At 45.1% G+C, this 13,818-nt stretch carries 13 protein-coding genes; 8 read left to right on the forward strand and 5 right to left on the reverse strand.

Features of this window, described 5'->3' with window-relative positions; all coding sequences use genetic code 11:
- Positions 1–24: 24 nt before the first annotated feature.
- The 5 genes from L4C44_RS20740 to dnaA form a co-directional block, all read right to left on the reverse strand.
- On the reverse strand, positions 25–459 hold the full coding sequence (locus L4C44_RS20740; protein WP_017080845.1) for an Hsp20 family protein: 435 nt from the start codon (positions 457–459) through the stop codon (positions 25–27).
- Positions 460–962: 503 nt separating this feature from the next.
- The gene (gene gyrB / locus L4C44_RS20745; RefSeq protein ID WP_057622113.1) at positions 963–3,380 is read right to left on the reverse strand and encodes a DNA topoisomerase (ATP-hydrolyzing) subunit B; all 2,418 of its coding nucleotides are present in this window, start codon (positions 3,378–3,380) and stop codon (positions 963–965) included.
- A 17-nt stretch (positions 3,381–3,397) separates the two neighbouring features.
- On the reverse strand, positions 3,398–4,477 hold the full coding sequence (recF, locus tag L4C44_RS20750) for a DNA replication/repair protein RecF (protein ID WP_017632663.1): 1,080 nt from the start codon (positions 4,475–4,477) through the stop codon (positions 3,398–3,400).
- A gap of 53 nt (positions 4,478–4,530) precedes the next feature.
- Positions 4,531–5,631 (reverse strand): DNA polymerase III subunit beta, encoded by a 1,101-nt coding sequence (dnaN, locus tag L4C44_RS20755; RefSeq protein ID WP_017058809.1) that lies wholly within the window; start codon positions 5,629–5,631, stop codon positions 4,531–4,533.
- 81 nt (positions 5,632–5,712) lie between these two features.
- Positions 5,713–7,134, reverse strand: a complete 1,422-nt coding sequence (gene dnaA, locus L4C44_RS20760) for a chromosomal replication initiator protein DnaA (RefSeq protein WP_086712393.1) — start codon at positions 7,132–7,134, stop codon at positions 5,713–5,715.
- Positions 7,135–7,444: 310 nt separating this feature from the next.
- On the opposite strand from dnaA, the gene L4C44_RS20765 reads away from it, so the two are divergent.
- The 8 genes from L4C44_RS20765 to mnmE all read left to right on the forward strand — a co-directional run bounded on the left by L4C44_RS20765 (position 7,445) and on the right by mnmE (position 13,786).
- Entirely contained in the window at positions 7,445–8,194 is a 750-nt protein-coding gene (locus L4C44_RS20765; RefSeq protein ID WP_146492798.1) for an amino acid ABC transporter substrate-binding protein, read from the forward strand.
- A gap of 135 nt (positions 8,195–8,329) precedes the next feature.
- Complete coding sequence (locus L4C44_RS20770; RefSeq protein WP_009848134.1) at positions 8,330–9,001, forward strand: amino acid ABC transporter permease; 672 nt, start codon at positions 8,330–8,332, stop codon at positions 8,999–9,001.
- On the forward strand, positions 8,998–9,735 hold the full coding sequence (locus L4C44_RS20775; protein ID WP_060983465.1) for an amino acid ABC transporter ATP-binding protein: 738 nt from the start codon (positions 8,998–9,000) through the stop codon (positions 9,733–9,735). The genes L4C44_RS20770 and L4C44_RS20775 overlap by 4 nt, the downstream gene beginning before the upstream one ends.
- Positions 9,736–9,941: 206 nt before the next feature.
- A complete protein-coding gene (rpmH, locus tag L4C44_RS20780) occupies positions 9,942–10,076 on the forward strand; it encodes a 50S ribosomal protein L34 (protein ID WP_004735800.1) in 135 nt (44 codons plus the stop codon).
- A 45-nt stretch (positions 10,077–10,121) separates the two neighbouring features.
- On the forward strand, positions 10,122–10,445 hold the full coding sequence (gene rnpA, locus L4C44_RS20785) for a ribonuclease P protein component (RefSeq protein WP_017055478.1): 324 nt from the start codon (positions 10,122–10,124) through the stop codon (positions 10,443–10,445).
- A complete protein-coding gene (gene yidD / locus L4C44_RS20790; RefSeq protein WP_004735802.1) occupies positions 10,412–10,669 on the forward strand; it encodes a membrane protein insertion efficiency factor YidD in 258 nt (85 codons plus the stop codon). The genes rnpA and yidD overlap by 34 nt, the downstream gene beginning before the upstream one ends.
- Positions 10,670–10,671: 2 nt before the next feature.
- Positions 10,672–12,294, forward strand: a complete 1,623-nt coding sequence (gene yidC / locus L4C44_RS20795) for a membrane protein insertase YidC (RefSeq protein ID WP_060983466.1) — start codon at positions 10,672–10,674, stop codon at positions 12,292–12,294.
- A gap of 130 nt (positions 12,295–12,424) precedes the next feature.
- Entirely contained in the window at positions 12,425–13,786 is a 1,362-nt protein-coding gene (gene mnmE / locus L4C44_RS20800) for a tRNA uridine-5-carboxymethylaminomethyl(34) synthesis GTPase MnmE (protein WP_029235098.1), read from the forward strand.
- Positions 13,787–13,818 lie beyond the last annotated feature (32 nt).

A 13,818-nucleotide genomic window follows, 5' to 3' on the forward strand; every position in this document is an offset into this window, starting at 1 on the left:
TTAGCTCTAAGGAGCTAACAGTAATTAACCTTCTAGTAGGCTATTACCATTGATAGCAATCTTACGTGGTTGCATCGCTTCTGGGATTTCGCGCTCTAGGTCGATATGAAGAAGACCATTTTCCATGCTCGCACCTACCACTTTTACGTAGTCAGCCAGTTGGAATTTGCGTTCGAAATCGCGCTCTGCAATACCTTGATATACGAAGGTTTTCTCTGCTTCGGCTTTACGCTCACCCTTCACAATTAGCATATTCTCTTTCTGAGTCAGGTCTAATTGGTCATCAGCAAAACCAGCAACGGCCATAGTGATACGGTAGTTGTTCTCGTCTTTTTGCTCGATGTTGTATGGAGGGTAACCGCCAGAAGTGTTCTTCGATGTGTTCGCTTCCATCATGTTGAATAGACGATCGAAGCCGATTGCGTTGCGGTAAAGTGGAGTGAAATCTACAGTTCTCATAATGCTATCCTTTTAGTAAGCAATAGTCTTAGCTGCGAATTTTACTTAGATCGAACCTGTGTATGACCAAGTAAGCAGCTAAGAGATTCAATTCGTATTCCTCGGGTTTCACCTCTGTTGGCGACAACACTGGGACATGACAATGAATCAATTTTTAAGTTGTGTGCTGCTAAAGTTATCCTCTGTTGAGCGATACTTCGTCAGCGGTAATGAAGGTTCTGTTTCTTCTCTTATGAGCAAGACAGTCATCCTCTTCATAAATAGATATGTGGATTCAGCAAATCAGTTTCAAGCGTTTATTTTCAATTATTGTTCCAACCCAATATTTTTCAATCACTTAAAAACAAAAAAGACCGTCATTTCTGACAGTCTTTTCAATAATATATTGAGTTTTTTGAGACGAAGCTATTTCGTTTTAGTTCAAGGAAGAGGCGCGGAGCATACGAATGTATATGAGCACCTCTGACACAGAAATTAAGCGAAAGAGCGAAGTATCAAAGGTACTAAACGTCTAGGTTAGCTACTTTAAGTGCGTTCTCTTCGATGAAGTTACGACGAGGCTCAACTTGATCACCCATTAGCGTCGTAAACAATAGATCAGCACCAACAGCATCTTCAATCGTTACTTGCATCATACGGCGAGTTTCAGGATCCATGGTGGTTTCCCAAAGTTGATCTGGGTTCATCTCTCCTAGACCTTTGTATCGCTGTAGGCTTAGACCACGACGAGACTCTTTCACTAACCAGTTCAGAGCTTCAACGAAGCTAGACACTTCTTGAGTACGCTCACCACGCTTAATGTAAGCGCCTTCTTCAATCAAGCCATCAAGAGCTTCAGACAAATCAGCTAACTTCGCAAACTCTTTAGAGTTAATCAGGTCAATGCTCAGTACGTGTTCATGAGTCACACCATGAGTACGAACCACAATCTTAGGAACGCTTAAACCTAATTCTTCGTGTTTTTCAACTTCAAGGCTGTATTGGCTTGCACCTACTTCTTTCGCATTTAGCTGCTCAACAAGCTGCTTACCCCAAGCTTCAACTGCCGCGTCATCATGACACTGCTCAGCAGTTAGACGAGGAACGTAAATCAGTTCGTGAACCAATGCGCGTGGGTAACGGCGGCTCATACGATCAACGAGCTTGATGCCTGCATTGTATTGCTGAACAAGCTTCTCTAAACCTTCACCTGCAAATGCTGGCGCTTCAGGGTTTACGTGCAGTTCTGCATTGTCTAAAGCTAAAGATACTTGATACTGGTTCATCGCATCTTCATCTTTAATGTACTGCTCTTGCTTACCTTTCTTCACTTTGTAAAGTGGTGGTTGAGCAATGTAGATGTAGCCGCGTTCAATCAGCTCTGGCATTTGACGGTAGAAGAACGTCAATAGCAGAGTACGGATGTGAGAACCATCGACATCGGCATCGGTCATGATGATGATGTTGTGGTAACGCAGTTTATCTGGGTTGTATTCGTCACGGCCAATACCACAACCAAGGGCTGTGATTAGCGTTGCTACTTCTTGAGAAGACAGCATTTTATCGAAACGTGCTTTCTCTACGTTAAGAATTTTACCTTTCAGCGGTAGGATTGCTTGGTTCTTACGGTTACGCCCCTGCTTAGCTGAACCGCCAGCAGAGTCTCCTTCCACAATGTATAGTTCAGACAGTGCAGGGTCTTTTTCCTGACAGTCAGCAAGCTTACCTGGAAGACCCGCTAAATCTAATGCGCCTTTACGACGAGTCATTTCACGAGCTTTACGCGCTGCATCACGAGCACGTGCTGCATCAATAATTTTAGAACAAACTGTTTTCGCTTCACCTGGGTTCTCAATCAGGAACTCAGACAACTTCTCACCCATTGTAGATTCAACGGCAGACTTCACTTCTGAAGAAACCAGTTTATCTTTAGTTTGGCTTGAGAACTTAGGATCAGGCACTTTAACAGAAACAATCGCCGTCAAACCTTCACGAGCATCATCACCAGAGGTCGCAGTCTTCGCTTTCTTAGAGAAGCCTTCCTTGTCCATGAAGCTGTTCAGAGTACGCGTTAGCGCCGCACGGAAACCCGCTAAGTGAGCACCACCATCACGTTGAGGGATGTTGTTGGTGAAACAGTAGATGTTTTCTTGATAGCCGTCATTCCACTGCATCGCAACTTCAACGGTAATACCGTCTTCACGCTCAGAGTTGAAGTGGAAGATTTTTTGGATGATTGGCGTTTTGTTGGTATTAAGGTGTTCAACAAACGCTTGGATACCGCCTTCGTATTCGAAGTGATCCATTTTGTCTTCTTCGCGCTCGTCAATTAGCTTAATTGACACGCCTGAGTTCAAGAATGATAGCTCACGTAGACGCTTAGCTAAAATGTCGTAATGGAACTCGATGTTAGTGAAGGTTTCTTCACTTGGCCAGAAACGAATCTCTGTACCTGTTTTATCCGTGTCACCGATAACTGCTAGTGGCGCTTGAGGCTCACCGTGGCTGTAGGTTTGAGTGTGGATTTTACCACCACGGTGGATAGTAAGAGTAACTTGCTTAGAAAGTGCGTTAACTACTGAAACACCAACACCGTGCAGACCACCAGATACTTTGTACGAGTTATCATCGAACTTACCACCAGCGTGAAGAACCGTCATGATTACTTCTGCTGCTGATACGTTTTCTTCTGGGTGCAATTCTGTTGGAATACCACGGCCGTCATCGCTCACAGACACAGAACTATCTTCATGGATAGTTACAATGATGTCATTACAGTGACCAGCTAGCGCTTCATCAATAGAGTTATCTACCACCTCAAAAACCATGTGGTGCAGACCGGTACCATCATCCGTGTCGCCAATGTACATTCCAGGACGCTTACGTACCGCATCCAGACCCTTCAGTACTTTAATACTCGATGAATCGTAATTATCTGACATAGTTACTCTCTGACTAATTATCCTTGCTCTATTTTGCCATGTTCCACATGAAACATCCTGCTATTTTCGTCATGCATATCTGCAATCTGATCAGCGGTAATAGAGCTTACAAAAACTTGAGCCTCGGTCGCCTTTAAGCACTCAGCAAGACGTGCGCGGCGTTGGCTATCTAATTCGGAAGCGAAGTCATCTATTAAATAGATACACTGCTTACCTGTCATTTGAGTGAGGTGTTGCCCTTGTGCTACTCGTAGCGCGCACACCATCAACTTCAATTGACCTCGTGACAAGACATCTTCCACTGGAGTGCCGTTCACTTTTATCTTCAGATCCGCTTTGTTTGGCCCACTAAAGGTGTAACCAAGCTGCTGATCCCTTTCAAAATTCTTTTCTAATATCTCAGCGTATGGGGTGTCTTTGTCCCAGCCACGATAATAGTTAATCTTTATCTCAAACTCAGGAAGGAAGGTCGCACAGATTTCTTCGGCGACTTCTTTGAGCTGATCAACGTAGGTGGCACGCCACTGACTGATGCTTTCGGCTAAACGGGCTAGTTCTTGGTCCCAATAGCTCAGCTCTCGATAGTGCGTTGCCGTTTTCAATAAGGCGTTTCGCTGCTTATTGAGGCGCTTTACCCTACCCCAAGCATCATAGAAGCCCGACTCACTGTGGAAAACTCCCCAGTCAATGAATGCTCGGCGATGCTTAGGCCCATCTGTCAGTAAATCAAACCCTTCGGGGTGAATCAACTGCAAAGGTAAGACTTGAGCTAACTGAGCCAACTTTTGCCCAGTTTGACCGCTTATTTTAACCTCTGTCGTGCCATCGCGCTGCTTATTAATGCCAATTGGCAGCTCAAATTGATCCGAGGTCATAAAACGGCCATGCACAAACAGCTCACTACACTCATTTTGTATAATACGACCGGTGAGTGAACTCTTGAATGAGCGACCGTGTCCGAGCAGATACACAGCTTCAAGGACACTGGTTTTGCCGCTTCCGTTAGCCCCTATAAGAAAGTTAAAGCCTGATGACGGTTGAATGTCACAGGCTTCAATATTTCTAAACTGCTTAACGATTAAGCGCGATAAAGGCATAACGTCTTCATATTAATCTTCAATCACGACTCGATAGGTCAACATTTGGCAGCTTATAAGCGAATAGGCATAACAACGTACATCGCGCTGTCATCTTGTGCGTTTTCGATAAGAGCACTCGCATTTGCGTCTGACATTGAGATGCGAACCTGTTCACAACGCAGTGTGTTCAGAACATCCAATACGTAACTTACGTTGAAGCCAATCTCTAGTGCGTCGCCGTCGAAGTTAACATCGAGTACTTCTTCTGCTTCTTCTTGCTCTGGGTTGTTCGCTGTAATACGCATCTCACTATCAGCAAGGTTAACGCGAACACCACGGAATTTTTCATTGGATAGAATCGCAGCACGAGAAAATGCTGAACGTAATTCATCACAACCCGCTTCAAGCGTCTTGGTGGTATTTTGCGGCATTACGCGGCGATAATCAGGGAAACGACCATCAACCAGCTTAGAAGTGAAGACATAGTTGTTCACTTCAGCACGCACGTTAGAGTTACCAATTTGCAGCGTTACTGGTTGTTCAGGTGCATCCAATAACTTCACTAGCTCTTGAACACCTTTACGAGGAACAATGATCTGCTTCTGAGCAAAATCTGCCCCTAGCTGTGCTTGAGATACTGCCATACGGTGGCCATCGGTCGCCACGCTGCGCAAGATAGAACCTTCAATCTCAAACAACATACCGTTGAGGTAGTAACGAACATCTTGGTTCGCCATTGAGAATTGTGTTTTCTCGATAAGACCGCGAAGTTCAGCTTGTGTCACTGACACTTCAACTTCGCTGCTCCAGTCTTCAATATTTGGAAAATCTGCCGCAGGTAATGTTGCTAATGAGAAGCGGCTACGACCAGAGCGAACCTGAATGCGGTCACCATCCAATACCACAGTAATCACTGAGTTATCTGGCAATCCACGACAGATATCCAGAAACTTACGTGAAGGTACGGTGATACTGCCTGCTTCGAAATCACCTTCAAGCGTTACACGGCTGATCAGTTCAACTTCTAGATCCGTCGCTGTCATCGACAACACGTTATCTTCTACTTTAATCAGTAGGTTTCCTAGAATTGGAAGCGTTGGCCTGCCACCGAGTGCGCCAGATACTTGTTGTAATGGCTTAATCAGATGACTACGTTCAATGGTAAATTTCATATCTTGCTCTTACGGTCTAAATGGCACTGCGTAATAGTACGTGGCCAAGATTCTGCTTATTAAGGTTAAGAATACTGTGTATTAAGAAGAAAGGGTACGAATCAAGTTCGAATAATCTTCTTTAATGTCGTGACTCTCTTCACGCAGCTGAGCAATCTTACGACAAGCATGCAGCACAGTTGTGTGGTCACGACCACCGAATGCATCGCCAATCTCAGGCAAACTGTGGTTTGTTAGCTCTTTAGCCAATGCCATCGCCAATTGACGTGGACGAGCAACTGAACGAGAGCGACGTTTAGACAATAGATCAGCGACTTTGATTTTATAGTACTCGGCTACTGTCTTCTGAATGTTATCAATGGTTACCAGCTTCTCTTGCAGTGCAAGTAGATCACGCAGTGCTTCACGCACAAAATCAATCGTGATCGGGCGGCCAGTGAAGTTTGCATTTGCAATAACACGGTTCAATGCGCCTTCCAGTTCACGAACATTAGAACGTAAACGCTTAGCAATAAAGAACGCCACTTCATCCGCAAGGTGAATTTGGTGGTCTTCTGCTTTCTTCATCAAGATCGCAACACGAGTCTCAAGCTCTGGTGGCTCAATCGCTACCGTCAACCCCCAACCGAAGCGAGATTTAAGACGATCTTCTACCCCATTGATCTCTTTTGGATAACGGTCTGAAGTGAGGATGATCTGTTGGTTGCCTTCAAGCAGCGCATTAAAGGTATGGAAAAACTCTTCTTGAGAACGCTCTTTATTAGCAAAGAATTGGATGTCATCGATAAGCAATGCATCAACACTACGGTAGTAGCGCTTAAATTCTTCGATCGCGTTGTTTTGCAGTGCCTTTACCATATCCTGAACAAAACGCTCTGAGTGCATGTAAACCACTTTCGCATTCGGCTTATTATCAACAATGGCGTTACCCACCGCATGCAACAAGTGCGTTTTACCTAGACCAGTGCCACCGTATAAGAACAACGGGTTGTAGGCTGTTCCTGGGTTATCAGAAACCTGACGTGCCGCAGCCAAACCTAGTTGGTTCGACTTACCTTCAACAAAGTTGTTGAACTTATGTTTTGGGTTCACGTTTGAGCGGTGGTTAAGGTCAACCGCTACAGGCTCTTCATCACGCCAGTTATTATGGACAGGCTTGCGAGCTTGTAATTGCGCAGGTGCCGAAGACTCAGCGGCCACGTCGGCTGCAGTGCGAGTACGAGTCGGGGCCGGTGTCGCAGGCTTTGGTGCAATCACACGCTTGCTTCCCACTTCAAAATGAAGATGTGGGATATCGTTACCGCAATATTCTTGCAGTAAGCGGTTAATGCTATTTAGATACTTATCACGAACCCAATCGAGTACGAAACGGTTCGGGGCAAATAGAGTTAGAGTATTGTCATTGAGTTCCGCTTGTAACGGACGAACCCACATACTGAATTCTGTAGCTGGTAACTCTTCTTGAAGCTGTTGCAAACACTGCAACCAAAGCGAAGATGACACGGTGCCCTCACTCTATTTAAGTAATATGAAATGACTGCTAATTTTACCTGTTGATAAGTCAGATCACCAGCAATTGATCACAGATCCAGTGAATAAGATCCAAGTTATTCACAATAAATTTGTAATTTATCGGTGGATCCACACATCTTGCCCCTAATTTACTCACACAATGATCCACTTATGCCCGGATCCTTGCTAGTTATCCCCAAATTGGGAATTCAATCTGGTTATGGTTAATAACATCTGGTTATTTATTCTATTGAGCATTTTCCCAGTAACATCCAATCCCATAAATATAAGGAGTTACCAAATGAATAACTGGATTAAGGCTGCAATTGCGGCTATCGCACTCTCTGCTGCTACTGTTCAAGCTGCGACTGAAGTTAAAGTCGGCATGTCTGGTCGCTACTTCCCATTTACTTTCGTTAAGCAAGACCAGCTACAAGGTTTTGAAGTGGATTTATGGGATGAGATCGGTAAACGTAACGACTACAAAGTTGAATACGTAACAGCTAACTTCTCTGGTCTGTTTGGTCTTCTTGAAACGGGTCGCATCGACACCATTTCAAACCAAATTACAATGACGGATGCACGTAAAGCGAAATACCTATTCGCAGACCCATACGTAGTAGACGGCGCACAAATTACCGTTCGTAAAGGTAATGACAGCATTAAGGGGATCGAAGACCTTGAAGGCAAGACGGTTGCAGTAAACCTAGGCTCAAACTTTGAACAACTGCTTCGCAGCTACGACAAAGATGGCAAGATCAATGTAAAAACCTACGATACAGGTATTGAGCATGATGTCGCACTGGGCCGTGCCGACGCATTCGTAATGGATCGCTTATCAGCACTAGAGCTTATCAAGAAGACTGGTCTACCATTACAACTAGCAGGACAGCCATTCGAAACCATTGAAAACGCTTGGCCTTTCGTGGACAACGATAACGGCAAAAAACTGCAAGCCGAAGTAAACAAAGCATTAGCAGCAATGCGCGCAGATGGTACGTTAGAAAGTATCTCTCAGAAATGGTTTGGTGCAGACATTACTCAGAAGTAATCACTCACTTTCACCATTCAAGGCCCACTGCTTTATACAGCGGTGGGCTTTTTGCTTTTGTGCACTGATTAAAAAACCTGATAGAACAGTACTTCCAAATAGAACAACACTTCCAATAAAAATACGAGATAGATTATGGGATTTGACTTTAATTACATGCTAGAGCTGTTGCCGATACTACTGAAGTATTTAGGCACCACGATGGAGATGGCGACTTGGGGCTTGTTCTTTGCTCTGATCCTGTCTCTGATACTGGCGAATATTCGTGTATTCAAAATCCCAGTACTTGACCAATTGAGCCAGCTGTACATTAGCTTCTTCCGAGGTACACCATTGTTGGTACAGCTGTTCCTCCTTTACTATGGCTTACCACAAGTATTCCCGTGGATGGTTGGGTTGGATGCATTCAGCGCCGCTGTGATTGGCTTAACCCTGCACTTTGCCGCGTATATGGCAGAAAGTATTCGTGCCGCGATTATCGGTATTGATCGCAGCCAAATGGAAGCCAGTCTTTCGGTAGGTATGACCACCAGTCAAGCCATGCGTCGCGTGATCTTGCCACAAGCAACTCGCGTGGCACTGCCATCATTGATGAACTACTTCATCGACATGATTAAATCGACTTCACTTGCATTCACCCTAGGTGTCGCCGAAATCATGGCTAAAGCTCAGATGGAGGCTTCTTCAAGTTTCCGCTTCTTCGAGGCTTTCTTAGCGGTGGCGCTGATTTACTGGGGCGTGGTGGTTATCCTCACTCGTATTCAAATCTGGGCCGAAGTGAAACTGAATAAGGCATATGTACGATGATCAAATTACAAAATATCCACAAGCAGTTTGGTGACACCGAAGTTTTGAAAGGGATCGACCTAGAAATCAAACAAGGTGAGATTATTGTCATCATAGGCTCAAGTGGTACTGGTAAGTCTACCCTGCTGCGTTGTGTGAATTTTCTAGAGCAAGCCGATCAAGGCACGATTTCGATTGATGACATCAAGGTAGATGCTCAGAAACACACTAAGGCGGAGGTGCTTGCACTGCGTCGTAAGACCGGTTTTGTATTCCAAAACTATGCACTGTTCGCTCACCAAACCGCGAGACAGAATATTGCTGAAGGTTTAATTACCGTTCGTGGTTGGAAAAAGCAGCAAGCCCATGAAAAAGCACAACAAATACTTGATGATATTGGCTTAGGTGATAAAGGTGATAGCTACCCAGCCGCGCTCTCAGGTGGCCAACAACAACGGGTGGGTATTGGCCGTGCAATGGCACTACAACCAGAGCTTTTACTGTTTGATGAGCCGACTTCAGCGCTCGATCCTGAGTGGGTTGGCGAAGTGCTTAACCTAATGAAAAAACTGGCAAATCAGCATCAAACTATGCTGGTGGTTACCCATGAAATGCAGTTCGCTAGAGAGGTCGCAGACCGAGTGATCTTCATGGCTGACGGTCATATTGTCGAGCAGGGATCTCCACAGGATATTTTTGGTAATCCACAGGATCCTAAATTAAAAAAATTCTTAAATAAGGTTGGGATCGACTAAGGATCCTTGTGATTTTAGTTATTCTACGTATAATCCCCCGACCGGAATTTTAGTTAACCCAATCATTGACACTTTTTGTGACAGTGATTACAATTCCGCCTCTTTGTTGAGAGGCGTCGGTTTTCCTTTCTTATATAAAGAAGAGAAAAAATGCCCACGCCGGGTTTAACAAAAACCTAAAACTACTGATCAGTAAGGTAATTACAATGAAACGCACTTTTCAACCTACAGTTCTAAAGCGTAAGCGTACTCACGGTTTCCGTGCTCGCATGGCTACTAAGAACGGTCGCGCAACAATCAATGCACGTCGTGCAAAAGGCCGTAAGCGTCTTTCTAAGTAATCTTTGATTATTTTGAATAAGCTAGCCTTCGGTCGGGAGTTACGCTTGTTAACTCCCGAACATTATCAAAATGTCTTCAAGCAAGCTCATCGAGCAGGCTCCCCTCATTTCACCATCATTGCCCGAAATAACTCTCTTTCAAATCCTCGTCTTGGATTAGCCGTTCCGAAAAAGCAGATTAAAACCGCCGTGGGTCGTAACCGATTCAAGCGTCTTACTCGTGAAAGCTTTCGTAACACTCAACACAAACTTCCTAACAAAGATTTTGTTGTAATCGCTAAGAAGAGCGCGCAAGATTTAAGCAATGAAGAAATGTTCAAGCTACTCGACAAATTATGGCTTCGCCTGTCTCGCCCTTCGCGTGGATAGCGCTAATACCCATCTATTTTTATAGATGGTTTATTAGTCCACTCATCGGCCCACGCTGCCGATTTACTCCAACCTGCTCTTTATATGCGATAGAAGCGTTGAAAGCTCACGGTTTTGTAAAAGGGTGTTGGTTATCAGGCAAACGTCTATTAAAATGCCATCCTTTGAACGAAGGGGGCTTTGACCCCGTTCCACCAGTCCAAAAACAAGACAGAGATAAATAACGATGGATTCTCAACGTAATATCCTGTTAATCGCATTGGCTTTGGTTTCTTTCCTACTGTTCCAACAATGGAACGTAGCTCAGAATCCAGCACCACAAGCGGTTGAGCAGGCACAATCTGGCAGCACCCTACCAGCGCCATCTTATGCAGATGATCTAGACCCGGCTCCTGGTCAAGTTGCTTCTTCTGCTAAAACTATCACAGTAACAACTGATGTACTGACTCTGTCAATTGATACGGTTGGTGGTGATGTCGTTAAAGCAAACCTAAACGATTACTCTGCTGAGTTCGATTCTGAAGATACGTTTGTTCTTCTTAAAAATGAACCAGGTCACCAATTTATCGCTCAAAGCGGTCTAGTGGGTCCTCAAGGTATCGATTTAAGCAGCACTAACCGCCCTAGCTACACGGTTTCAGCAGATAGCTTTACGCTAGCTGAAGGTCAAGATGAACTACGCATCCCAATGACTTACCAAGCGAACGGCCTTGATTACACAAAAACATTCGTACTTAAACGCGGCAGCTACGCGATTGACGTTGAATACGATGTAATCAACAACTCTGGCAATAACGCAACATTCGGCATGTACGCTCACCTACGTCAAAACGTTATGGATGACGGTGGTAGCCTAACAATGCCAACTTACCGTGGTGGTGCTTACTCTACGGAAGATACGCGTTACAAAAAATACAGCTTCGACGATATGCAAGATCGCAACCTGTCTCTTAACCTAGCAAACGGTCAAGGTTGGGCAGCGATGATTCAGCACTACTTTGCAAGTGCTTGGATTCCACGCGACGAAGCAGGCAGCAACCTTTACACTCGTGTAATTGGTAACCTTGGCGATATCGGTGTTCGCATGCCGAACAAGACCATTGCTACTGGCGACGAAGCAAGCTTCAAAGCAACGCTTTGGGTTGGTCCTAAACTTCAAGACCAAATGGCTGCTGTTGCACCAAACCTAGACCTAGTAGTTGACTACGGTTGGTTATGGTTTATTGCTAAACCACTTCATACTCTGCTTTCATTCATTCAAGGCATCGTTGTGAACTGGGGTCTGGCAATCATCTGTCTAACTTTCATCGTTCGTGGTGCTATGTACCCACTAACGAAAGCTCAGTACACGTCTATGGCGAAAATGCGTATGCTTCAGCCTAAGCTGACTGCAATGCGTGAGCGTATTGGCGACGACCGTCAACGCATGAGCCAAGAAATGATGGAGCTTTATAAGAAAGAGAAAGTAAACCCACTAGGTGGCTGTTTACCTATCCTTCTACAAATGCCTATCTTCATTTCGCTATACTGGGCACTAATGGAGTCTGTTGAACTGCGTCACTCACCGTTCTTCGGTTGGATTACTGACCTTTCAGCACAAGACCCATACTACATCTTGCCACTTCTGATGGGTGCTTCAATGTTCCTAATCCAGAAGATGAGCCCGACAACTGTAACGGATCCAATGCAGCAGAAGATCATGACCTTTATGCCGGTTATGTTCACATTCTTCTTCCTGTTCTTCCCTTCAGGTCTGGTTCTTTACTGGCTAGTATCGAACATCGTAACTCTGATTCAGCAAACGCTTATCTACCGCGCGCTGGAAAAGAAAGGCTTACATTCTAAGTAAGTTCGATAATAGAAAGAGATAAAGAAAGGCGACCAAAAGGTCGCCTTTTTGTTTTTAGCTGATTACAATTCAGCTAATTGATTAATCGTGAGCGCCCCTTTTTGGCTTTCACATGCTAGCAGGCACAACTATGACTACAGATACGATTGTTGCTCAAGCGACTGCACCCGGCCGTGGCGGCGTCGGTATTATTCGCGTTTCAGGCCCACAAGCAGCCCAAGTTGCGCTTGAAGTTACCGGCAAAGTGCTGAAACCACGTTACGCTGAGTACACCCCTTTTAAATCTCACGATGGTTTAGAGCTAGACCAGGGCATCGCGCTTTACTTCCCTAACCCGCACTCGTTTACCGGTGAAGACGTATTAGAGCTACAAGGCCACGGTGGCCCTGTGGTAATGGATATGCTCATCAAACGCATCCTCGCGATTCCAGGGCTACGCGCAGCACGCCCAGGTGAATTTTCGGAGCGTGCCTTCTTGAACGACAAGATGGATTTAACCCAAGCAGAAGCCATTGCCGACCTCATTGATGCCAGTTCAGAAGAAGCGGCGAAATCAGCCCTGCAATCGCTGCAAGGTGAGTTTTCAAAACGCATTAATACGCTGGTGGATTCTCTGATTCACTTACGCATCTATGTTGAAGCCGCTATCGACTTCCCAGAAGAAGAGATTGATTTCCTTGCTGACGGTAAAGTAAGTGCTGACTTACAAGCTATCATCGACAACCTCGAAGCGGTTCGCCAAGAAGCCAATCAAGGTGCCATCATGCGCGAAGGCATGAAGGTGGTGATTGCAGGTCGTCCTAATGCCGGTAAGTCGAGCTTACTGAATGCATTATCGGGTAAAGACTCCGCGATTGTGACTGATATTGCTGGTACCACGCGTGATGTACTGCGTGAACATATCCATATTGATGGTATGCCACTGCACATTATTGATACCGCAGGCCTGCGTGAAGCCTCGGATGAAGTAGAAAAAATCGGTATTGAACGCGCTTGGGAAGAAATTGCCCAAGCCGATCGCGTTTTATTTATGGTCGATGGTACCACTACCGATGCAACCGACCCGAAAGATATCTGGCCCGATTTCGTTGATCGTCTACCGAATAATATCGGAATGACCGTGATTCGTAACAAAGCCGATCAAACAGGTGAAGATCTTGGAATTTGCCATGTTAATGATCCAACTCTGATTCGACTGTCAGCAAAAACGGGACAAGGCGTTGATGCACTACGTAATCACTTAAAAGATTGCATGGGCTTTGCTGGCGGTAATGAAGGTGGCTTCATGGCACGTCGTCGCCACTTAGATGCCCTAGAACGCGCATCTGAGCACCTAGATATTGGTCAGCAACAGCTCGAAGGCTATATGGCAGGTGAAATCTTGGCAGAAGAGCTACGTATAACGCAGCAACACCTTAACGAGATTACTGGTGAGTTCAGCTCCGATGACCTACTCGGCCGTATCTTCACCTCTTTCTGTATTGGTAAATAACCTTTAAAGGCTAGCTCATGCTGGCCTTTTTC

Source organism: Vibrio satsumensis (assembly GCF_050337435.1).
GTDB classification, from domain to species: Bacteria; Pseudomonadota; Gammaproteobacteria; order Enterobacterales; family Vibrionaceae; genus Vibrio; species Vibrio satsumensis.

Coding starts and splice junctions, on each gene's coding strand:
- L4C44_RS20765 (WP_146492798.1), top strand. CDS start 7,445: ATGAATAACTGGATTAAGGCTGCAATTGCGGCTATCGCACTCTCTGCT.
- dnaN (WP_017058809.1), bottom strand. CDS start 5,631: ATGAAATTTACCATTGAACGTAGTCATCTGATTAAGCCATTACAACAA.
- recF (WP_017632663.1), bottom strand. CDS start 4,477: ATGCCTTTATCGCGCTTAATCGTTAAGCAGTTTAGAAATATTGAAGCC.
- mnmE (WP_029235098.1), top strand. CDS start 12,425: ATGACTACAGATACGATTGTTGCTCAAGCGACTGCACCCGGCCGTGGC.
- L4C44_RS20740 (WP_017080845.1), bottom strand. CDS start 459: ATGAGAACTGTAGATTTCACTCCACTTTACCGCAACGCAATCGGCTTC.
- L4C44_RS20775 (WP_060983465.1), top strand. CDS start 8,998: ATGATCAAATTACAAAATATCCACAAGCAGTTTGGTGACACCGAAGTT.
- L4C44_RS20770 (WP_009848134.1), top strand. CDS start 8,330: ATGGGATTTGACTTTAATTACATGCTAGAGCTGTTGCCGATACTACTG.
- yidD (WP_004735802.1), top strand. CDS start 10,412: ATGGCTTCGCCTGTCTCGCCCTTCGCGTGGATAGCGCTAATACCCATC.
- yidC (WP_060983466.1), top strand. CDS start 10,672: ATGGATTCTCAACGTAATATCCTGTTAATCGCATTGGCTTTGGTTTCT.
- gyrB (WP_057622113.1), bottom strand. CDS start 3,380: ATGTCAGATAATTACGATTCATCGAGTATTAAAGTACTGAAGGGTCTG.
- rpmH (WP_004735800.1), top strand. CDS start 9,942: ATGAAACGCACTTTTCAACCTACAGTTCTAAAGCGTAAGCGTACTCAC.